The 19,772-nt window shown below is 64.3% G+C and carries 17 protein-coding genes; 6 read left to right on the top strand and 11 right to left on the bottom strand.

Features of this window, described 5'->3' with window-relative positions; translation table 11 throughout:
- Positions 1-162: 162 nt before the first annotated feature.
- A complete protein-coding gene (locus tag B5V03_RS19485; protein ID WP_129272010.1) occupies positions 163-1,383 on the bottom strand; it encodes an NAD(P)/FAD-dependent oxidoreductase in 1,221 nt (406 codons plus the stop codon).
- Between the two features lie 228 nt (positions 1,384-1,611).
- Here B5V03_RS19485 and B5V03_RS19480 point away from each other — a divergent pair, with 228 nt between their 5' ends.
- Both B5V03_RS19480 and B5V03_RS19475 read left to right on the top strand, forming a co-directional pair.
- Positions 1,612-2,406: an enoyl-CoA hydratase/isomerase family protein gene (locus B5V03_RS19480; protein ID WP_164988129.1), complete on the top strand. Its 795-nt coding sequence runs from the start codon at positions 1,612-1,614 to the stop codon at positions 2,404-2,406.
- Positions 2,403-2,975 carry a histidine phosphatase family protein gene (locus B5V03_RS19475; protein ID WP_129272009.1) on the top strand — a complete coding sequence of 191 codons (573 nt, stop codon included), beginning with the start codon at positions 2,403-2,405 and terminating at the stop codon, positions 2,973-2,975. Before B5V03_RS19480 ends, B5V03_RS19475 begins: the two co-directional genes overlap by 4 nt.
- Positions 2,976-2,980: 5 nt before the next feature.
- On the opposite strand, the gene B5V03_RS19470 is transcribed toward B5V03_RS19475, so the two are convergent.
- The 4 genes from B5V03_RS19470 to B5V03_RS19450 form a co-directional block, all read right to left on the bottom strand.
- Entirely contained in the window at positions 2,981-4,321 is a 1,341-nt protein-coding gene (locus B5V03_RS19470; protein ID WP_129272008.1) for a TRAP transporter large permease, read from the bottom strand.
- Positions 4,318-4,896, bottom strand: coding sequence for a TRAP transporter small permease (locus tag B5V03_RS19465; RefSeq protein ID WP_129272049.1), 579 nt, complete (start codon positions 4,894-4,896; stop codon positions 4,318-4,320). The genes B5V03_RS19470 and B5V03_RS19465 overlap by 4 nt, the downstream gene beginning before the upstream one ends.
- 227 nt (positions 4,897-5,123) lie before the next feature.
- Entirely contained in the window at positions 5,124-6,119 is a 996-nt protein-coding gene (locus B5V03_RS19455) for a TRAP transporter substrate-binding protein (RefSeq protein WP_129272007.1), read from the bottom strand.
- Between the two features lie 63 nt (positions 6,120-6,182).
- Positions 6,183-7,895: an IlvD/Edd family dehydratase gene (locus tag B5V03_RS19450; RefSeq protein ID WP_164988128.1), complete on the bottom strand. Its 1,713-nt coding sequence runs from the start codon at positions 7,893-7,895 to the stop codon at positions 6,183-6,185.
- Between the two features lie 177 nt (positions 7,896-8,072).
- Here B5V03_RS19450 and B5V03_RS19445 point away from each other — a divergent pair, with 177 nt between their 5' ends.
- The gene (locus B5V03_RS19445) at positions 8,073-8,747 is read left to right on the top strand and encodes a GntR family transcriptional regulator (protein ID WP_129272005.1); all 675 of its coding nucleotides are present in this window, start codon (positions 8,073-8,075) and stop codon (positions 8,745-8,747) included.
- A gap of 154 nt (positions 8,748-8,901) precedes the next feature.
- Here B5V03_RS19445 and B5V03_RS19440 read toward each other — a convergent pair whose 3' ends face one another.
- Positions 8,902-9,327, bottom strand: coding sequence for a hypothetical protein (locus B5V03_RS19440; protein WP_129272004.1), 426 nt, complete (start codon positions 9,325-9,327; stop codon positions 8,902-8,904).
- 356 nt (positions 9,328-9,683) lie between these two features.
- Positions 9,684-10,508 carry an NAD-dependent epimerase/dehydratase family protein gene (locus B5V03_RS19435; protein WP_129272003.1) on the bottom strand — a complete coding sequence of 275 codons (825 nt, stop codon included), beginning with the start codon at positions 10,506-10,508 and terminating at the stop codon, positions 9,684-9,686.
- A gap of 89 nt (positions 10,509-10,597) precedes the next feature.
- Here B5V03_RS19435 and B5V03_RS19430 point away from each other — a divergent pair, with 89 nt between their 5' ends.
- Positions 10,598-11,575, top strand: coding sequence for an SMP-30/gluconolactonase/LRE family protein (locus B5V03_RS19430; protein WP_129272002.1), 978 nt, complete (start codon positions 10,598-10,600; stop codon positions 11,573-11,575).
- Positions 11,576-11,750: 175 nt separating this feature from the next.
- Here B5V03_RS19430 and B5V03_RS19425 read toward each other — a convergent pair whose 3' ends face one another.
- Positions 11,751-13,181 carry an aldehyde dehydrogenase family protein gene (locus B5V03_RS19425; protein WP_129272001.1) on the bottom strand — a complete coding sequence of 477 codons (1,431 nt, stop codon included), beginning with the start codon at positions 13,179-13,181 and terminating at the stop codon, positions 11,751-11,753.
- Positions 13,182-13,482: 301 nt separating this feature from the next.
- Positions 13,483-15,846 (bottom strand): transketolase, encoded by a 2,364-nt coding sequence (locus tag B5V03_RS19420; protein WP_129272000.1) that lies wholly within the window; start codon positions 15,844-15,846, stop codon positions 13,483-13,485.
- A gap of 131 nt (positions 15,847-15,977) precedes the next feature.
- Here B5V03_RS19420 and B5V03_RS19415 point away from each other — a divergent pair, with 131 nt between their 5' ends.
- Both B5V03_RS19415 and ppk2 read left to right on the top strand, forming a co-directional pair.
- Positions 15,978-16,439, top strand: a complete 462-nt coding sequence (locus B5V03_RS19415) for an Lrp/AsnC family transcriptional regulator (protein ID WP_129271999.1) — start codon at positions 15,978-15,980, stop codon at positions 16,437-16,439.
- Positions 16,440-16,513: 74 nt separating this feature from the next.
- Positions 16,514-17,434: a polyphosphate kinase 2 gene (ppk2, locus tag B5V03_RS19410; RefSeq protein WP_129271998.1), complete on the top strand. Its 921-nt coding sequence runs from the start codon at positions 16,514-16,516 to the stop codon at positions 17,432-17,434.
- A gap of 162 nt (positions 17,435-17,596) precedes the next feature.
- On the opposite strand, the gene B5V03_RS19405 is transcribed toward ppk2, so the two are convergent.
- Positions 17,597-18,676: a zinc-binding dehydrogenase gene (locus tag B5V03_RS19405; protein ID WP_129271997.1), complete on the bottom strand. Its 1,080-nt coding sequence runs from the start codon at positions 18,674-18,676 to the stop codon at positions 17,597-17,599.
- 60 nt (positions 18,677-18,736) lie between these two features.
- Positions 18,737-19,678 (bottom strand): DMT family transporter, encoded by a 942-nt coding sequence (locus tag B5V03_RS19400; protein ID WP_164988141.1) that lies wholly within the window; start codon positions 19,676-19,678, stop codon positions 18,737-18,739.
- Between the last annotated feature and the right edge of the window lie 94 nt (positions 19,679-19,772).

Below are 19,772 nucleotides of genomic sequence, written 5' to 3'. Positions count from 1 at the left end.
GAGCTGCTTTCTTCACCTCACCCCGCTTGCGGGGGGAGGTCGGATTGCATCGAAGATGCAATCCGGGTGGGGGGAGTCTCCGCGAATCCAACTCTCACCATCCCCGTGGAGAGTCCCCCTCACCCCGACCCTCTCCCCGCAAGCGGGGCGAGGGAGAAGAGATCACGCCAGCGCGCCCTTCAGGTCAAAGCTTTCGTCCATCGCCTGCTCCGGCGTGATCGAGCGGTCCATGCCGAACAGGCGGCGGCCGAACATGTGGTCGCCGGCGCGGTTGACCGACTCGATGCCGAGCAGTTCGTCGCCCTTGTAACAGAACACCGAGAAAGCTTTCTTCGCGGGATCGCCGCGCAGCACGACGCGGTCGTAGCCGGTGGTGAGCCCGGCCATCTGGAGCTTGTCGTCGCCCTGGTCGCTCCAGAACCAGGGATGGCCGTCGTAGGGCTTTTTGTCGCCGGTCAGCCGGGCGGCGAGGCAGCGGGCGTGATCGGTGGCGTTCTGCACCGATTCCAGCCGCAGCGATCCGCCGAAGCGCGGGCTGGCGAACAGCGCACAGTCGCCGATCGCCGAAATGTCAGGATCGGTCGTCGAGAGATACTCATCGACGATGATGCCGGCGGCAACCGACAGCCCCGCCTCGGCCGCCAGCTCGATGTTCGGCAGCACGCCGACGCCGACCACGACGAGGTCAGCCGGCAGATGCCGTCCGTCGCTCAAGGAGACACCGGTGACCTTGCCGCCCTCAGCCTCGATCGAGGTTGCCTGCACACCGAGGTGAATGCGGATGCCGGCCTCGCGGTGCCGCGCCTGGAAATACTCCGACACCTCCGCCGTCACCGCGCGCGCCATCACGCGGGGCGCGAGCTCGAGCACGTCGACCTCAAGGCCCTTGATCCGCGCGGTGGCTGCGAATTCGAGACCGATAAAGCCGGCGCCGATCACCACGACGCGCGTCTTCGACGGCATGATTTTTCGTAGCGCCTCGCTGTCGTCGAGGATGCGCAGATATTTCACGTCGGGCAGATTGGCATTGGGCAGATCGAGCAGCCGGTTGCGCGCCCCGGTCGCCAGCACGAGGTGGCCGTAGGGAAGCATCTCGCCGGAGGCGAGGAGCACCTTGCGCCCCGCGCGATCGATCGACACGGCACGGCCCGCGATCAGCTCGATGGTCTGGTCGTGGTAGAACTTTTCGGGCCGGAACATCAGGCTCTCCGGCCCGGCGGAACCCTTGATGTACGCCTTGGACAGCGGCGGCCGCTGATAGGGCAGATGCGCCTCGTCATTGATCAGGCAAATGCGGCCTGAAAAGCCCGCCTGACGCAGGGATGCCGCGACCTGGTAGCCAGCATGACCGGCACCGACGATGATCACCGGACCGTCACTCATTGGAACAGACCACTTCCGGAGACACGAGCGTCACCCATGTCGTCTCCTCTCTCGCTGATTCTGGCTTGGCTTGCCCTGGGAGGAGCCGGCGCTCGTGTCCGTCCCTCAACCAAGGCCGCCCATTTGAGCCTATCGTTCCGGCTTGCGCAAGGGAGGTCAGCGGGGATTGTCACCCCTCGCCTTCTGCGATTTAGTCGCACGATCGACCTCTTGCCGGGGATTACTCAGATGCCAGCTCCCGTCTCCCAGCCCGATGATCCCGCCCTGCTGCGGATCGACGGCCCGATCGCGACCATCACGCTCAATCGCCCCGCCGCGTTCAACTCGATCGACCTTGCGATCGCGCAAAAGCTCGAGCAGCTCGCGTCCTACATCGAAGGCGATGACGCCATCAGGGTCGTGGTGCTCGAAGGCGAAGGCCGCGCCTTCTCGGCCGGCGGCGATCTGCAGACGATCGGTGCAGCGGCCGAGGCCAACACGGTGACGCCTGTCGTCGGCGAACTCCTGAAGCACTATCATTCCTTCATCGAGATCATCCGGCGGATGCCGAAGATTTCATTGTCCAGCGTGCACGGCTCGGCGGCCGGCGCCGGCATGGGCCTCGCCTTCGTCACCGATCTCTGCATCGCCGCTGATGACGCCAAGTTCACGCCGGCCTATGCCAAGATTGGCGTGTCGCCGGATGGCGGCTCGACGGTCGGGATCGTCGGCACGGTCGGCTCGCGGCGCGCGCTGCAGATTTTCCTGGCCGAGGACAGCTTTACAGCGCAGCAGGCCCATGAATGGGGCCTTGTCGCCAAGACCGTTCCTGCGACGGAGCTGAAGGCGGCCGCGCGACAACTCGCCGAGCGGCTGGCACAGAACCCGCCGGCCGCGATATCAGGCACCAAGTCGCTGGTCTACCAGGCTGCGACCACGCCCGTAAAACAGCAACTCGATGCCGAGGAGCACAAGATCATCATGGCGATGAACACGGAGGAGTTTCGCCTCGCCGTGAAGAAGTTCACGAGCAAGTCGAAGTGACCCCCGCGCGCTCCTTCTGCGGCCTGCGCCACGGCGCCACCGACTGGAACAGGCAGGGACTTTTCCAGGGCCGGACCGACAACCCTCTGAACGAGGACGGTCTGCGGCAGGCGCACGAGGCCGCGGACATGTTGCGCGGCATCGGCGTCAACCGCATCGTCGCAAGCCCACTGGTGCGCGCGGCGCGAACGGCCGAGATCATCGCGGACGCGATCTCCGCGCCGCTCACGATCGACGCCGGCATCATCGAATTCGATTTCGGAAGCTTTGAGGGCCTCCCGGTCCGGGATCTCATGGTCAAGCATGGCGTCAATTCGGCAACGGGCCTCGTCTCGATCCTGCCCGCCGACGGCGAGAACTGGGACGCCATGACTGAGCGATCACTGCGCTGCGTCTCGCTCTGGCTGGACCGGCATCCCGGCGACCACATCCTGTTCGTCTGCCATGACGCGGTGATGCAGGGGATGGCCAACGCGCTGTGCGGCAGCTACTTCAAGAACAGCCACGGCACGCCGTTTCGCTACGTCTGCGACGCGCCGCAATGGCGCGTGGAGCAGGTCATTACTTAGGACGTTCACTTGGGGCAGATGTAGCCCGTCCCCGCCGGCGACTTGAAGCAGCCGACCGATTCCGGCAGCACCTTCTGCGGCAGCCACAGCACCACACTCGGGAAGTAGATCGCAAACGCGATGGTGGCGAAGAACACGACGTAGATCGGCAGTGCCGCGCGCAGCGCCTTGGCAAAACTGACTCCGACGAACTTGGACGCCATCAGCAATACCAGCCCATAGGGCGGCGTGATCAGGCCGAAGGCGAGCGTGGCGATCAGCACCACGCCCATGTGCACGCCGTTGATGTCGCCGGCTTCCGTGAGCGTGTTGACCAGCGGCATGAAGATGATGATGGTCGGCACCGGCTCGATGAAGTCGCCGACCACGGTGAACAGCAGCACCATCAACAGCATGATCAGATGCGGATCATTGCCCGCGATGGAGGTGATCATGTCGGCGATGTAGCTGGCGCCGCGCAGATAGGCGAGCATCCAGCCAAAGGCATTGGCGGCGCCGATGGTGATCAGCGGCAGCGAGAAGATCAGGCCGGCGAGGCAGAAATCGAACGGAATCTTTCTGATATGGCCGCGGTTGAGCGCGGGGATCACGACCAGGATGATCCAGACCACGGCGACGACGCCGGCTTCCGTCGGCGTGAACCACCCGGTCAAAATGCCCCCTAACAGGATGACCGGGATCATCAGCGGCAGGGCTGCGTCGCCCGCCGCGAACACCACCTGCCGCAGCGGGGCGCGCGGCTTGCGCAGGCCCGAAGGGCCGAAGAAATAGCAGTAGATCATCAGGCCGAAGCCGATCATCAGGCCCGGCACGACGCCTGCCATGAACAGGCCGGCGATCGAGACGTTGCCGACGGCGCCATAGACCACGGCCGTGATGCTCGGCGGCACCAGCGCCGCGATGGTCGAGGCCGATGCGATGATGGCAGCAATGAAGGCGGGCTCGTAGCCCTCGCGCTTCATCGGGCCGCCCAGCGCGCGGCTCATCACGGCGACATCGGCCGTGGTCGAGCCCGACATCTCCGAGAAGAACATGCTGAAGACGACCACGACCTGCGACAGCCCGCCCCTGATGTGCCCGACCAGCGACACCGAGAGATTGGCTATTCGCACCACCACATTCGCCGAGCTCATGAGCTCGCCGACCAGCAGGAAGAACGGGATCGCCAGCAGCGCCTCGGAATCGACGCCGTCAAAGATCTTCTGGATGATCGCGGCGAGCGAAACGTCGGACAGGAGCGCGCCGATGAAAACGCCGGCCATCAGAGAGAACGGCACGGGCACGCCGAGATAGCCGAACGACAGGAAGCAGATCGACATCAACGCCAGGACAATGGGTGCGCTCACGGCTGCGCCCTCACTTGCGCTTCGGTGACGACGGGGGACGTGTCCTCCTCAGGCGGCTCGGGATGGTCAAAACCGTTGCGCAGGCCGTTGACGAGTTGCTCGATGGTGAAGAGGCCGATCAGCACGCCCGACAGCGGGATGATCGCGTAGAGCGACGCGATCGGCGTGCCCGAGGGCAGGCGGAAACTGCCGAAGCCGCGCAGATAATTCTGGTAGCCGTACCAGATCAGGCAGAAGGCGACGCCGAGCACGACCATGCGGATGATGACCTCGACGATCACCCGCGGCGTGCCGTGCATCGCCTCCGAGATCGCGGTGAGATAGAGATGATCGTTGCGCCGGGTCGCGGCTGCCGTGCCGACGAAGATCGCGTAGATGAACAATGTCGAGGTGACCTCCTGAAGCCACAGCCAGGGATGGCCAATGGTGCGGGTGACGATGTCGGCGGTCACCGACAGCGAGAAGCCGAAGCAGAGCACGCCGCACAGGATCATCAGCGCAAGCTCGAGCCAGTCGAGCCAGCGCCATTTCAGGTGGCGCTGGCGCTGAACGAGCAGTTTGTCGGCGATGGGCATTGTTGCTCCCGGCTGCGAGTTGGCTTCACCTCTCCCGCTTGCGGGAGAGGCATAGGCCGCCTTCGGCGGCCGTTCCTTTAAGAGACGCCGAGGCGGAGCCGCGGCTATGGCGAAGCGACGCGGGTGAGGGTTCTTTCCTCTGGGGAAGTATCCCATTGCGGAGAGACCCTCTCCCCTGCCCTCTCCCGCAAGCGGGAGAGGGAGCGCACCGTCTTCCGGCAAGCGCCTTAATTGATCGCCCGGATCAAATTCTTGATCTTCTCGGCATGCGGGCCGAGATCCTTGGCGAGCTTGTCGAGATAGGGATCGGCGATCGCCGTAAAACTCTTCTTGTCGACGTTGTCGACGATCTTCACACCGATCTTCTTCAGCTTCTCGGCCGCGGCCCGCTCCAGGTCGAACGCCTTCGCAGGCTCCTTCGAGCTGATCTCGTTGGCCGCGGTCTGCACCCAGCCCTTCTGCTCGGCCGATAGGCTCTGCCAGAGCTTGTCGGAGATGAACACCAGCGCGTTGTTGGCCTCGTGCTCGGTGATGTTCAGGACAGGGGCGACCTCGTAGTGCTTGTTGACGAGGTAGACGTTGATGCTGTTCTCGGCGACGTCGACCACGCCGGTTTGCAGGCTCGTGTAGACGCTGCCGAACGGCATGTGCACGGTCTGGGCGCCATAGGCGGGGAACATGGTGTCCTCGGTCGCGGTCGCCTGCACGCGGATCTTCAGGCCCTTGATGTCACCGACATTGTGGATCTCCCGCTTCGAGTACATGTGGCGCACGCCTTGCGATCCCGTTGCGATCACATGCAGGCCCTGCGTGGTCTCGTCGATCAGGGTCTTGAGGGCTTCGAACACTTTTGGATCGGCCAACCCCTTGACCACGTGGTTCTCGTCGCGGAACAGGAAGTGCAAGGACATCACGCCGGCCTGCGGCGAGATGGTTGCGGTGTTGGCGGAGGAAATGATGGCGAACTCGACATCGCCGGCCTTCACGAGCTGGAGCACCTGCGGCTCCTGCCCGAGCTGCGCGCCGGGATATTGATCGATGATCATGGTGCCCTTGCTCAATTCCTTGAGCTTGTCGGCAAAGAGGTCGCCCGCGATGGAATAGCCGGTGTTGCGCGGCTGGTCGTAGGCGAAGCGATAATGCTTCACCTCCTGTGCCCCGGCCCCAGTGACGAAAAGTGCGGCGGCAATAGCCACCAACCCACGCATGGATCGTGCAATCATCGTTTCCCCCTGTTTTTGTCGCCCGCCGCTTGTGCGGTCTGAGCGCTAGTTGGTTGTCAGCCCTTACTCAGTCTTCTTCCCAGTCCTCTGCATGAAATCGAAGTCGCATCCCTCGTCGGCCTGCATGATGGTCTCGTTGAACAGCCAGGCATAGCCGCGCCGCGTCTCCTCAGGCGCAGCAGCCGGCTTGAATCCGGCACGGCGCCGTTCGAGTTCGGCAGCATCGACCAAGAGCTCGATGCTGCGCTTGGCCACATCAAGGCTGATCATATCGCCGTTCTTGACCAGCGCCAGCGGGCCGCCGACGGCGGATTCCGGCGTGATGTGGAGAACGATGGTGCCGAACGCGGTACCGCTCATGCGCGCATCGGAAATGCGCACCATGTCCTTGGTGCCGCCGCGCGCCAGCTTCTTCGGGATCGGCAGATAGCCGGCCTCGGGCATGCCCGGCGCGCCCTTCGGGCCCGCGTTGCGCAGCACCAGCACGTCGTCGGCGGTGACGTCGAGCTCGGGATCGTCGACCCGCAAGGTCATGTCCTCGACGGATTCGAACACCACTGCACGCCCGGTGTGCTGCAACAGTTTTGGGCTCGCGGCTGACTGCTTGATGACGGCACCACGCGGAGCGAGATTGCCGTGCAGGACGGCGAGGCCACCTTCCTTCTTGATCGGATTGCTGCGCGGACGGATGGCGTCCTGGCCGGGCACGTCTTCCGCGTTTGCCACGACATCGCGCAGGCTCTCACCGGAGATGGTCTTGGCGTCGAGATCGACGAGGTCGCCGAGCTGCGCCAAAAGTTTCGGCACGCCACCGGCGTGATGGAAATGCTCCATGTAGTGCTCGCCGGACGGCTTGAGATCGACCAGCACCGGCACCTCGCGGCCGATCTGGTCGAACACTCCGAGATCGAGCCGATGCGGCGAGCGATGCGCCATCGCGGTCAAATGGATCAGGCCGTTGGTCGAACCGCCGATCGCCTGAAGCACGACCTGCGCGTTCTTGAAGGAGGCCGGCGTCAAGAATTCGCTCGGCTTCGGCCCCTTGGTCTTGGCCATCTCGGCCGCAACCCGGCCGCTCGCTTCCGCCAAACGAAATCTTTCGGCATGCGGCGCCGGAATCGTCGCGCTCATCGGCAGCGACAGGCCCATCGCTTCGATCATGCAGGCCATGGTCGAGGCCGTGCCCATCACCATGCAGGTGCCGACGGACGGCGCGAGGCGGCCGTTCACCGCCTCGATCTCGACATCGTCGATCTCGCCGGCGCGATACTTGCCCCAGAGACGGCGGCAGTCGGTGCAGGCGCCGAGCACCTCGCCCTTGTGATGGCCGACAACCATCGGCCCCACGGGGATGACCACGGTCGGCAAATCGGCACTGATCGCGGCCATCACCTGCGCCGGCAGCGTCTTGTCGCAGCCGCCGATCACGATCACCGAATCCATCGGCTGAGCCCGGATCATCTCCTCGGTGTCCATCGCCATCAGATTGCGCAGATACATCGAGGTCGGATGCGCAAAGCTCTCGGCGATCGAGATGGTCGGGAACACGAACGGCATCGCACCCGACAGCATCACGCCGCGCTTGGCGGCCTCGATGATCTGAGGAACGTTGCCGTGGCAGGGATTGTAATCGCTGTAGGTGTTGGTGATGCCGACGATCGGGCGCTCCAGCGCGTCGTCGGAATAGCCCATGGCCTTGATGAACGCCTTGCGCAGGAACAGCGAGAAGCCGGCATCGCCATAGCTCGTCAGACCCTTGCGCAACCCACTCGTCATCATGCCACTCCTTCCAGCTTACCATTGTGGTACAGCCTGCCCCCTGATTGTCAATAAGATAGGGCTAAATCGTCGCCCTTTCTGCTTCTGACGGCGCTTGCTGACACAAATTATTGACAATCGAGGCTCTCCCTGCTCCACAAGACGGACCGGCGAGGCGCGCCGGAGGCTGAGGGCATGTCCGACATTCGCACCGCAGACGTCCTACCGGTCCGCCGCGACGATCCGGACGATGTCGTCGCGCGGCTGGAAGAAGACATCATCTTCGGCCGCCTGCCGCCGGGCGCGCGCCTGACCGAAGACGCGCTGATGTCGCGCTACGGCACCTCCAGGCACTTCGTGCGCCAGGCGCTGGTGGACGCGGAGCGGCGCGGCATCGTCCGCCGCGAGAAGAATGTCGGCGCCACCGTGCGGTTCTATTCGGCCGACGAGGTCCGGCAGATCTACGAGGTGCGGGAGATGCTGACGCGGCAAGCCGCGCTGATGATCCCCCTGCCCGCGCCGCAAAGCCTGATCGACGAGCTCTCCGCCTTGCAACGCGAGTATTGCGCGAAGGCTGATATCCGCGACCTGCGCGGCATCCACGAAGCCAATGACGCCTTTCACGTCGCGCTGTTCTCGGCGTGCGGCAATCCCTATCTGGTCCGCTCGCTCCAGGACTATATGAGCCTGACGCTGCCGATGCGCGCAAAGAACCTCGCCGACCGCGACGGGCTCGCGCAGTCGCGCCGCCAGCACGAACTGATGATCGAGCTGCTGAAGGGCCGCGACAGCTGGGCGCTGGCGCAGCTGTGTGTGGATCATATGCAGTTCAGCAAGGAGGATTATCTCAAGCGCATCGGCGACGGCTAGCGAACGTTCCTTCGCCTCCGCGAACCGCAGCCGCACCGCCTCAGCACATCATTGCGAGGAGCCTTTGCGACGAAGCAATCCAGACCGCCTCCGCGGAGGGTTTCTGGATTGCTTCGCTGCGCTCGCAATGACGAGTGGCGCCAGCGCGCGCTTATCAATACCGCCTCAGCAGGCCGCGATCCACGCTGGCATCGCCATAGTCGGCGCAGGCCCTCTTCGGATTTCTGATCAACTCCGCCCGGACGCGCCTGAACGTTTTGCCCGCCGCCTCGGACACTTCAGGGCGGAATTTACCGGGATCGTAGCTCTCGCCATCGCTGGCCTTGATGGCCGCAGCATAGGCGTCGATCATGGCCATCGCGGCCTCAGGGCTGCCGAGCAGCCGGGCGCCGCGTTGAACGCCGCCGGCACCATCGACCTCGTAACCATCGCATCGTTGCTCCAGCACCACGGATGCGGTGACGAGCTGGTCGAGGAACGTCGCCTCGGCGTCGCTCAGTGATGCAGCTCGCGCCGGTCCTGACATCGCTCCCAGCACGATCGTCGCGAGCATGGCGACGGCTGACAATTTGAAATTCATTGTCGTGGCTCTCGAATTGCGATCGCACAGATCGAGAGCCAGATGACGCCCAGGGCGACGTTGATCTACATCAATAGGAGCTACGAGTCATGTGTCCGCCGGCGCCCAGCGCTCCCTCAACACGTCACTGCGAGGAGCTCGCGACAAAATTGCGTAGCAATTTTGCGCTGATGTGACGAAGCAATCCAGACTGCTTCCGCGGAGGGATTGTGGATTGCTTTGCTGCGCTCGCAATGACGTGTGGCTGCAAGTCCAACTGCCACCGTTCCCGCGGAGGGTCCCCCTCGCCCCAACCCTCTGCCCGCAAGTGGGGCGAGGGAGCGGACTCCGCTGCGGAGACGCCTTTGCTGTCTCGACTACCGCTTATTCCAATCAATGATCCGGCTCGCGTCGCCGTCGAACTCAAGGCTCGCGAACGCGCCGCCCTGAAAATGGTCGCCGATCGGATCGGGCTTGAGCTTGGCCTGCTCGGCCATCGCGTGCGCCACATGATCCTCGGAGCGGCCGGTGGGGCGATAGCCGAATGCGTAGGCGCGACTGTTGTCCCACCAGGCGCGTTCGTTCAGCGACACGCCATAAAACACCTCAAAATGGATGTCGGGATGCTCGAGGCCGATCTGACAGAGCTGCACGAGGTCTTCCGGCTTCAGCCACATCGCGATACGGCGATGGTCGAGCGGGCGCTCGTCGCAATTGCCGATGCGGATGCAGGTGACCTTCAGCCCGTGCTTGTCGGCATAGAGCGCGCCGACTGCCTCGCCAAACACCTTGCTGACGCCGTAGCGCCCGTCGGGGCGCACGGTGACGTCGGTGCCGATCTTGTGGTGGCGCGGATAGAATCCGACGACGTGATTGGACGAAGCGAACACGACGCGCTTGACGCCCTTGCGATGCGCGGCCTCGAACAGATTGTAACCGCCGATGATGTTGGCCTGGAGGATGTCGTCCCACGGGCCTTCGACCGAATAGCCGCCGAAATGGATGATGCCGTCGACGCCCTCGCAGAGCGCCTCGCATTGCGCGAGGTCGGACAGGTCCGCCGCCTTGAACTGCTCGTTCGCTCCGAGATCGGCGGGCTTGCGGATATCGCTGAGCAGCAGGTCCGGATAGATCGGCGGCAGCAGTTTCCGCAAGCGCGTTCCGATCCCGCCCGAAGCTCCCGTCATCAAAATACGCGGCATGTCTTCCCTCGCCGTTGGTGACCAATTTGCGGTCACGTGTCTCTAATGATAGCAGGAATGTCCAGAGGGAACGAAACGAGAGAACCGACATGAATGAGGCATCGTCCCACACCCAGGAACGGCCAGGCTGGCGGCCGGCGAGCTACTATCCCGATCCGGCCATTCATGCGCTCGATCCCCGCTTCGAGAAATACTGGCTGAAACTGTCGGCGGTGGAGCGGTTGACGACCGGCCTGCGCTGGGCCGAGGGTCCGGTGTGGATCGGCGACGGGCGCTATCTGCTCTGTAGCGACATCCCGAACCAACGCATCATCAAATGGGAGGAAGAAACCGGCGCGGTTTCGGTCTTCCGAAAGCCTTCCAATTTCGCCAATGGCAACACGCGCGACCGTCAGGGCCGGCTCGTCACCTGCGAGCATGGCGGGCGCCGTGTGACCCGCACCGAATATGACGGCAGCATCACCGTGCTGATGGATCAGTTCAACGGCAAGCCGCTGAACTCACCGAACGACGTCGTGGTGAAATCCGACGGCGCGGTCTGGTTCACCGATCCGACTTTCGGCTTGCTCGGCAATTACGAGGGCTACAAGGCCGAGCCCGAGATCGATCCGAACGTCTATCGGCTTGATCCCGCGACCGGCAAGGCGACCATCGTCGCGGAGGGCGTGCTCGGTCCGAACGGGCTGTGCTTCTCACCCGACGAGAAGATCCTCTACGTCGTCGAATCCCGCGGCGTGCCGAACCGCAAGATTCTCGCCTATGACGTCTCGGCCGACGGCACCACGATTTCCAACAAGCGCGTTCACATCGATGCAGGCCCGGGCACGCCCGACGGCATGCGCTGCGATATCGACGGCAATCTCTGGTGCGGCTGGGGCATGGGCGATCCCGAGCTCGACGGCGTGGTCGTGTTCGCGCCCGACGGCGTCATGATCGGCCGCATCGCGCTGCCAGAGCGCTGCGCCAATCTCTGCTTCGGCGGCGTCAAGCGCAACCGCCTGTTCATGGCGGCGAGCCAGTCGATCTACGCACTGTATGTGAACACGCAGGGCGCGGTGGGGGGATAGTTTTCCGCCGACAACTCTCTCCCCGTCATTGCGAGCGAAGCGAAGCAATCCAGAATCTTTCCGCCGAAGCAGTCTGGATTGCTTCGTCGCAAGAGCTCCTCGCAATGACGGCGGAGCAAAACAAAAACGCCGGAGCGGTTTCCCGCTCCGGCGTCATTTGTTCAAGCGCTAAAACCTACGCCGCGTTGAAGCCGGCGACGGCCTTCACTTCGAGGAAGTCCTCGAGGCCGTACTTGCCCCACTCGCGGCCGTTGCCCGACTGCTTGTAGCCGCCGAACGGCGCGGTGCGGTCGTTGGGCACGCCCTGGAGGTTGACGTTGCCGGCGCGGATCTGGCGACCGACGCGCTTGGCGTCCTCGACCGAAGCGCCGGTGACGTAGCCGGCGAGACCATAGGGCGTGTCGTTGGCGATGTGCACGGCCTCAGCTTCGTCCTTGGCGCCGATGATGGTGAGCACCGGTCCGAAGATCTCTTCGCGGGCGATCGTCATGTCGGGGGTGACGTCGGCGAAGATGGTCGGGCGAACGTAGAAGCCCTTGTTGACGCCCTCGGGCAGGCCCGGGCCGCCGGCGACGAGCGTTGCGCCCTCGTCGATGCCCTTCTTGATGAGGCCCTGGATCTTGTCCCACTGGCCGCGGTTGACGACGGGGCCGATGGTGGTGCCTTCGGCGCGGGGATCGCCGGCCTTGGTCTTGTCGGCGACGGCCTTCGCGATCGCTGAGACTTCCTTCATCTTCGACAGCGGCACGATCATGCGCGAGGGCGCGTTGCAGGACTGGCCGGAGTTGTTGAACATGTGCATCACGCCGCCGGTCACCGCCTTCGTGAGGTCGGCACCTTCGAGGATGACGTTCGGCGACTTGCCGCCGAGCTCCTGGCTGACGCGCTTCACGGTGGGCGCTGCGCGCTTGGCAACGTCGATGCCGGCGCGGGTCGAGCCGGTGAAGGAGATCATGTCGATGTCGGGGTGCTCGCTCATGGCGGCGCCGACCTCGGGGCCGAGGCCGTTGACGAGGTTGAACACGCCCTTGGGCACGCCGGCTTCATGGAGGATTTGCGCAAAGATCAACGCCGAGGTCGGCGTGAACTCGCTGGGCTTCAGGATCATGGTGCAGCCAGCGGCAAGCGCGGGCGCGACCTTGCAGGCGATCTGGTTGAGCGGCCAGTTCCAGGGCGTGATCATGCCGACCACACCGATCGGCTCACGCAGCACCATGGCGGTGCCGACCGGCTCCTCGAAATGATAGTTCTTGAGCACGTCGAGCGTGGTCATGAGATGGCCGAGGCCGGCGCCGGCCTGGAGTTTTTCGGCCATCGGCAGCGGCGCGCCCATCTCGTCGGAGACGGCGGCACCGATCTCCTTGAGACGGCCCTTGTAGATCTCGATGACTTTGGTGAGCAGCGCGACGCGCTCGTCACGGCTGGTCTGGGAGAACGTCGCAAAGGCGCGCTTGGCGGCAGCGACGGCCTTGTCCACGTCGGCCTTGGAGCCCAGCGCAACCTCGTACATCGCCTCTTCCGTCGCCGGATTGACCACGGCGGTGGACTTCTTGACGGCGGGATCGACCCAGGCGCCGTCGATGTAGAATTGCATGCGATTGACCATCGTTAACCTCTTCTTGGGGGCTTGGAGGGGGCGTTTCGGCAGGCATCCTTGCACGAAAGCGCCGACAATTGAACCCGCCATATGCGGGGCCAGCGTTGTGGCGGACGCGCGGAATATGGGACTTGGCTTGAACCGAGGCAAGCGCTGCCATGGGTCCCGGTTCAGCACCGCGGCACTTCGCGCCGCAGTGCGCCCGGGACACGAAATTAGAGCGTGTGTAAACACTCTCGTGCCCCGGACGCAGCGCAGCGCTTCTTCGGCGGTGCGCTGCTGCCGGGGCCCATGCGCTAGGTTACCTCAACTACACCGCCATCTTGCGGTGAACGATCGGCGCGCCGGTGGTGAGGCTTTCGGCCGAATCGATGATCGCATTGGCGTCGATGCCGTAATGGCGGTAGAGGTCGGCGATCGTGCCGGTCTGGCCGAACTGCTCGACGCCAAGCGCCTCGACGCGATGGCCGCGGACGCTGCCGAGCCAGCCGAGCGCGGAGGGATGACCATCGATCACGGTCACGATGCCGCAGTCGCGCGGCAGCGGCGCGAGCAGCTTTTCGATGTGGCTGAGATGCTGCACGCCGCGCCGATCGCGTCGCAATTTCCGCGCGGCGGTCCAGCCCGAATGGAGACGGTCGGCCGAGGTGATCGCGAGCAGGCCGATGTCGCGGCGGCTCTCGCCGATGAAGCCGGTCGCCTCTATCGCTTCGGGCGCGACCGCGCCGGTATAGGCGATCACGAGTTCCGCGTTCGGGCCCGGCTTGCGCAGCCAATACGCGCCGTCGGTGATGCCCTGCTGAAGTTCCGGCGTCATGATGCGCTGCGCCTGCTCGATGCTGCGCGTCGACAGGCGCAGATAGACGGAACCGCCCTCGCCCGGATCGCGCTGCATGTGCTCAAAGCCCCAACCCATGATCACGGCAAGCTCATCGACGAAGGCCGGCTCGAACGAGGCGAGCCCGTCCTGCGCCATGCCGATCAGCGGAGTCGCGATCGACTGGTGCGCGCCGCCTTCGGGCGCGAGCGTGATGCCGGATGGCGTCGCCGCCACCATGAAGCGCGCATCCTGATAGCAGGCGTAGTTAAGTGCATCGAGGCCGCGCTCGATGAAGGGATCGTAGAGCGTGCCGACCGGCAAGAGCCGCGCGCCGTTGATCTGGTGCGACAGGCCGAGCGCCGAGAGCATGATGAACAGGTTCATCTCGGCAATGCCGAGCTCGAGATGCTGGCCCTTGGGCGAAAAATCCCAGTTGAACGTGGAGGGAATTTTCTCGCTGCGGAATAAGTCCGCCTTTTCCGCGCGCGCGAACAAGCCGCGCCGGTTGACCCAGGGGCCGAGATTGGTCGAGACGGTGACGTCGGGCGAAGTCGTGACGATGCGCTCTGCCAGCTCGCTGTCACCGCGCGCGATCTCGTTCAGCACGAGGCCAAAGCCCTGTTGGGTCGACATCTGCGGCGCCGGCTTGAAGGCGAGCTGCGCCGGCACTTCGACGACCGGCGCAGTCAGCCGGCGGCCATCCTTATTGAACGGCACGCGCGCGAGGAAGGCGTCGAGCTCGGCGGCATCCTGCGTCAGGCCTTCGTACTTGTCCCATTCGTGGCCGGGACGGATGTTCTGGCTCTCGCGATATGTCTCCATCTGCGTAACAGTCATCAGGCCGGCGTGGTTGTCCTTGTGGCCCTGGAACGGCAAGCCGACGCCCTTGATGGTGTAGGCGATGAAGCAGACCGGGCGGTCGTGGTCGATCGATTCGAAGGCGTCCAGCATGCTCGCCATGTCGTGGCCGCCGAGATTCGACATCAGCGCCAGCAGCTCCTCGTCGCTGCGCTTGTCGATCAGCTTGGTGATCGGCCCCTGGTCGCCGATCTCGTCATGCAGATGCTTGCGGAAGGCCGCGCCGCCCTGGAAACACAACGCGGCGTAGAGCGCGTTCGGGCAATTGTCGATCCAGCGCTTCAGCGCCTCACCGCCGGGCTCGGCAAAAGCCTCGCGCATCAGCCGGCCGTATTTCACGATCACCACGTCCCAGCCGAAATTGCGGAACATGGTCTCGAATTTTTCCCAGAGACCTTCGCGCACGACGGCGTCGAGCGACTGGCGGTTATAGTCGACCACCCACCAGGTGTTGCGCAGGCCATGTTTCCAGCCTTCTGCGAGCGCCTCGAAGATGTTGCCCTCGTCCATCTCGGCATCGCCGACCAGCGCAATCATCCGCCCCTCGCGGCGGTCCTTCATCCAGCCATGCGCCTTGACGTAATCCTGCACCAGCGAGGCGAACAGCGTCTGCGCGACGCCGAGGCCGACCGAGCCGGTCGAGAAATCGACGTCGTCGACGTCCTTGGTCCGCGAGGGATAGGACTGCGCGCCCTTGAAGCCGCGAAAGTTCTCCAGCTTCTCGCGGCTCTGCCGGCCGAACAGATACTGGATGGCGTGGAACACCGGGCTCGCATGCGGCTTCACCGCGACACGGTCCTCAGGGCGCAGCACGTGGAAGTACAGCGCCGACATGATGGTCGCGAGCGAGGCCGAGGAGGCCTGGTGGCCGCCGACCTTGAGGCCGTCCGCGTTCGGGCGGATGTGGTTGGCGTGGTGGATGGTCCATGACGACAGCCACAGCGCCTTGCGGGCCAGTGCAGTCAGGGTTTCGAGACGCGCGGAATCGACGGGCATGGCGATGCTCCGGAAAATAAGGCGGATCATACGCCTGCGGGCGATGCCAGATTTCTCAATTTTTCGCGCCATACCCGTCGATATTGGGATATTTTACCAATCGAATGCCCTCTGACCCAGGTTTCATCCCAATGCCCGAGCTCGACGCCATCGACCGAAAAATCCTCGGCTACCTCCAGAACGACAGCCGGCTGACCATGCAGGAACTCGCCGACAAGGTCGGGCTTTCGGTGTCGCCCTGCCACCGCCGGGTCAAGCTTTTGGAGGAACGCGGCGTCATCTCGCGCTACATCGCGACCGTGGACCAGAAGGCGCTGGGTCTGCATGTCAGCGTCTTCATCTCGATCAAGCTGGCGCGGCAGAAGGAGGAGGACCTCAACCGCTTTGCGCGCGCGATCTCGAAATGGGACGAGGTGCTGGAATGCTATCTGATGACCGGTAACCGCGATTATCTCTTGCGCGTCGTCGCGGCCGACCTCGCTTCCTACGAGACTTTCCTCAAGACCAAGCTGACCCGGCTCGACGGCATTGCCTCGATCGAGTCGAGCTTTGCGCTGAGCCAGGTGAAATATTCGATCGCGCTGCCGGTGTAGCGGCGGCTGTCACATGGCCGCAACAAACCCCGCCGATGGTCGTGGCGACAGGCACCCTGCCGAAAGAAGGACCCATGACCGCATCCGACCGCACCCCTGAAATGGCCAAACGTGAGCGCATCATCCGGGAAATGACCGACGATCTCGACGAAGAGCTGGAGATGGAGCTCGATGACAGCAGGCTCGACGAACTGCTGGACGAGACCGACGCGCTCCGCCCGACGGTGGATCGCAGGCTCTATTTCCGGGAATTGCTCCGTCTCCAGGGCGAACTGGTCAAGCTGCAGGACTGGGTACAGAGCGAGAAGAAGAAGGTCGTGGTGCTGTTCGAGGGCCGCGATTCCGCCGGCAAGGGAGGCGTCATCAAGCGCATCACCCAGCGTCTCAATCCGCGCATCTGCCGCGTCGCGGCGCTCCCCGCCCCGAGCGAACGCGAGCGCACCCAATGGTATTTCCAGCGCTACGTGGCGCATCTACCGGCCGGCGGGGAGATCGTGCTGTTCGACCGCAGCTGGTACAACCGCGCCGGCGTCGAGCGCGTGATGGGCTTCTGCACCGAGGAACAGTACCAGGAGTTCTTCAAGACGGTGCCGGAATTCGAGCGGATGCTGATCCGCTCCGGCATCATCCTGGTCAAATACTGGTTCTCGATCACCGACGACGAGCAGCAGTTCCGCTTCAGCATGCGCATCCGGGATCCCTTGAAGCAGTGGAAGCTGAGTCCGATGGACGTCGAGGCGCGCAGCCGCTGGGAGGCCTACACCAAGGCCAAGGAGACGATGCTGGAGCACACGCATCTCCCGGATTCGCCGTGGTGGATCGTCGATGCCGTCGACAAGAAGCGCGCCCGCCTCAACTGCATCGCCCATCTGCTGAGTCAGATGCCGTATCAGGAGGTCGCGCGCGCGCCGGTCGTGCTGCCGCCGCGCGTGCGCAATCCCGACTATCACCGTGGCCCGATCCCGCCGGAGATGTACGTGCCGTCGAACTATTGAGGGTAGGTGCTCGCCGTTAACCTCTCCCGCTTGCGGGAGAGGTCGCGCCGCAGGCGCGAGTGAGGGCTTTCTCCTCTTGGAGAATCCCACTGGGGAGATACCCTCTCCCCGCCCCTCTCCCGCAAGCGGGAGAGGGAGCGCACCGCCGTCGCGGCAGCACCGCTACCGCCACGGCTGCACGATGATCTTGGTGTGGGTTTCAGGGTTGGCTAGGTCAGCGAACGCCTTTGCGACGCCGTCGATGCCGACTTCCTCCGTCACCATCGCGGCCGCATCGACCTGCCCTTCCGCGATCAAGCGCAGCGACGCGGAAAACTCCTCCGGCGTGTAGCCGAGCACGTACTGGACGTTGAGCTCCTTCATGATGCCGAGCATGGGCTCGTTTCTGTCGCTCTCCATGCAGACGCCGACCACCACGATGCGCGCATCGCGCGGTGCGCCCTCGAACACCTGCTGCAACAGGCCGGGCACGCCGACGCATTCGAAGATGATGGCAGGCTTCAGCGCCGGCAGCACGGCCTGGAGCGGAGGACGCGCCGCCTTCTCGGCCTCGGACATCTGCGCGTGCTCGGCCCAGGTCGCATAGGGCTGCGACACCCTGGGATCGACGACGATATCGGCGCCGAGTTTTGCCGCAAGCGCGCGGCGCGCCGGCGAATAGTCGGCGGCGACGATCGGATGCAACCCCTTGATCTTCAGTGCGGCGATGACCGCGAGCCCGACCGGTCCGCAACCGATGACGAGCGGCACCTCGCCGCCGCGGATGTTCGCCTTGGCGACAGCGTGAACGCCGACCGCAAGCGGTTCGGTGAGCGCGGCATGTTCCGGCGCAAGGCCGTTCGGCACTTCCAACAGCAGCGGCTCGCTGAGCAGCATCTGCTCCGCATAGCCGCCGACGAAGTCGTTGGAATAGCCGATGCCCTTGATGCCCTCCGGCGTCAGCAGCGCGGGCAGCGAGCAGACATGCGTACCCGGCTTGAGTTTTCGCGCGGCACCGGGGCCGTAATCGACGATCTCGCAGCAGAACTCATGGCCGAAGACGACGTCGCGCGACAGATCCATCGGCGGTCGCCCGGTCTTCCTCGCCATCTCCACCATCCGCGGCGCGTGCTGGCGCGCGTGAAGGTCGGAGCCGCAGATGCCGCAGGCGAGCGTCTTGACCAGCACCTGGCCGGGGCCGGGCTTCGGCCCTGCCATCCGGTCGACGACAATCTCACCGTTCCTGAAAATCGCAGCGCGCATCCGGCTCCTCCCTTTTCGTTGGAGCCATTGATAGCACGTAACAGGACGTGCGAACTTGCGTCAGGGGTTCGGGGAACGCTCTTCCAGCACCAGCAGCTGGGCGCGGCGGATGCGCTCGCGATGGGCGATGTAGAGACCACTGGCGACGATGAAGGCCGCACCGGTGATGGTCCAGACGTCAGGCACTTCTCCGAACAGGAAGAAGCCCAAAATGCTGACCCAGAGCAACTGCGTGTAGGAGAATGGCGCCAGCACCGAGGCATCGCCGTAGCGATAGGCCAGCACGATGATCCACTGCCCGACGGTGGAGGCGACACCGATCACGATACCGAGGCCAATCGCGGTCCAGGTCGGCGTCACCCAGACGAACGGCACCATCACGCTGAGGATCGCCACGCCTGTGAGCGCGGAATAGGCCATCGTGGTGACGACGGCTTCGCGCCCGCTGATCATGCGGGTCAGGATCAGCGCGGCGGCCCAGCAGAACGCCGAGATGATCGGGAAGAACGCGGCGACATGAAACGCGCTCGAGCCCGGGCGCAGGATGATCATCACACCCGTGAGGCCGATCGCCGTCGCGATCCAGCGGCGCATGCCCACCTTCTCGCTCAGGAAGATGATCGACAGCGCGGTGACGAACAGCGGCGAGACGAAGCCGGTCGCGGAGGCTTCCGCGATCGGCAGGAAGCTTAGCCCGGTGATGAAGAACAGCGAGGAGCCGAGCAGCGCAGTACCGCGCATCAATTGAAGGCCAAGCCGCTCGGTGCGCATCGCATAGATCGGCGAAGCCGGCAGCATCACCGGCGTAAACATCAGCGCGAAGGTGACGAAGCGGATCCAGGTGATCTCGATCGACGGCAGGCTGGTCGAGAGATATTTTGCGGTGACGTCGGAGCAGCCGAGAAACACCGTCGAGAGCAGCACCAGCGCAATGCCCTTGAAGGGATGATCGACGCGTGCGGGTGCGCGGCGGCCGACATGCTTCTTCTCGGGCGCAGGCACGGAAATACTATCGAGCCTTGCGGCTGCGGCTGGCGGCGGTGTCACGGCTGGAACTCGGGGAAAATGCGAATCGTGTGCGGTCGTAAAAAACGAC

Origin of the sequence: Bradyrhizobium betae (assembly GCF_004123905.1) — a bacterium.
GTDB lineage: Bacteria > Pseudomonadota > Alphaproteobacteria > Rhizobiales > Xanthobacteraceae > Bradyrhizobium > Bradyrhizobium betae_A.
The sequence above is the reverse complement of the archived record's forward strand: the minus strand, read 5'-3'. Positions and strand labels throughout refer to the sequence as shown.

Excerpts from the sequence above, each read along its gene's own strand:
- B5V03_RS19435 (WP_129272003.1), bottom strand. The coding sequence starts at position 10,508 with ATGCCGCGTATTTTGATGACGGGAGCTTCGGGCGGGATCGGAACGCGC.
- ppk2 (WP_129271998.1), top strand. The coding sequence starts at position 16,514 with ATGACCGCATCCGACCGCACCCCTGAAATGGCCAAACGTGAGCGCATC.
- B5V03_RS19485 (WP_129272010.1), bottom strand. The coding sequence starts at position 1,383 with ATGAGTGACGGTCCGGTGATCATCGTCGGTGCCGGTCATGCTGGCTAC.
- B5V03_RS19420 (WP_129272000.1), bottom strand. The coding sequence starts at position 15,846 with ATGCCCGTCGATTCCGCGCGTCTCGAAACCCTGACTGCACTGGCCCGC.
- B5V03_RS19430 (WP_129272002.1), top strand. The coding sequence starts at position 10,598 with ATGAATGAGGCATCGTCCCACACCCAGGAACGGCCAGGCTGGCGGCCG.
- B5V03_RS19445 (WP_129272005.1), top strand. The coding sequence starts at position 8,073 with ATGTCCGACATTCGCACCGCAGACGTCCTACCGGTCCGCCGCGACGAT.
- B5V03_RS19480 (WP_164988129.1), top strand. The coding sequence starts at position 1,612 with ATGCCAGCTCCCGTCTCCCAGCCCGATGATCCCGCCCTGCTGCGGATC.
- B5V03_RS19465 (WP_129272049.1), bottom strand. The coding sequence starts at position 4,896 with ATGCCCATCGCCGACAAACTGCTCGTTCAGCGCCAGCGCCACCTGAAA.
- B5V03_RS19455 (WP_129272007.1), bottom strand. The coding sequence starts at position 6,119 with ATGATTGCACGATCCATGCGTGGGTTGGTGGCTATTGCCGCCGCACTT.
- B5V03_RS19425 (WP_129272001.1), bottom strand. The coding sequence starts at position 13,181 with ATGGTCAATCGCATGCAATTCTACATCGACGGCGCCTGGGTCGATCCC.
- B5V03_RS19405 (WP_129271997.1), bottom strand. The coding sequence starts at position 18,676 with ATGCGCGCTGCGATTTTCAGGAACGGTGAGATTGTCGTCGACCGGATG.
- B5V03_RS19450 (WP_164988128.1), bottom strand. The coding sequence starts at position 7,895 with ATGACGAGTGGGTTGCGCAAGGGTCTGACGAGCTATGGCGATGCCGGC.
- B5V03_RS19415 (WP_129271999.1), top strand. The coding sequence starts at position 15,978 with ATGCCCGAGCTCGACGCCATCGACCGAAAAATCCTCGGCTACCTCCAG.
- B5V03_RS19440 (WP_129272004.1), bottom strand. The coding sequence starts at position 9,327 with ATGAATTTCAAATTGTCAGCCGTCGCCATGCTCGCGACGATCGTGCTG.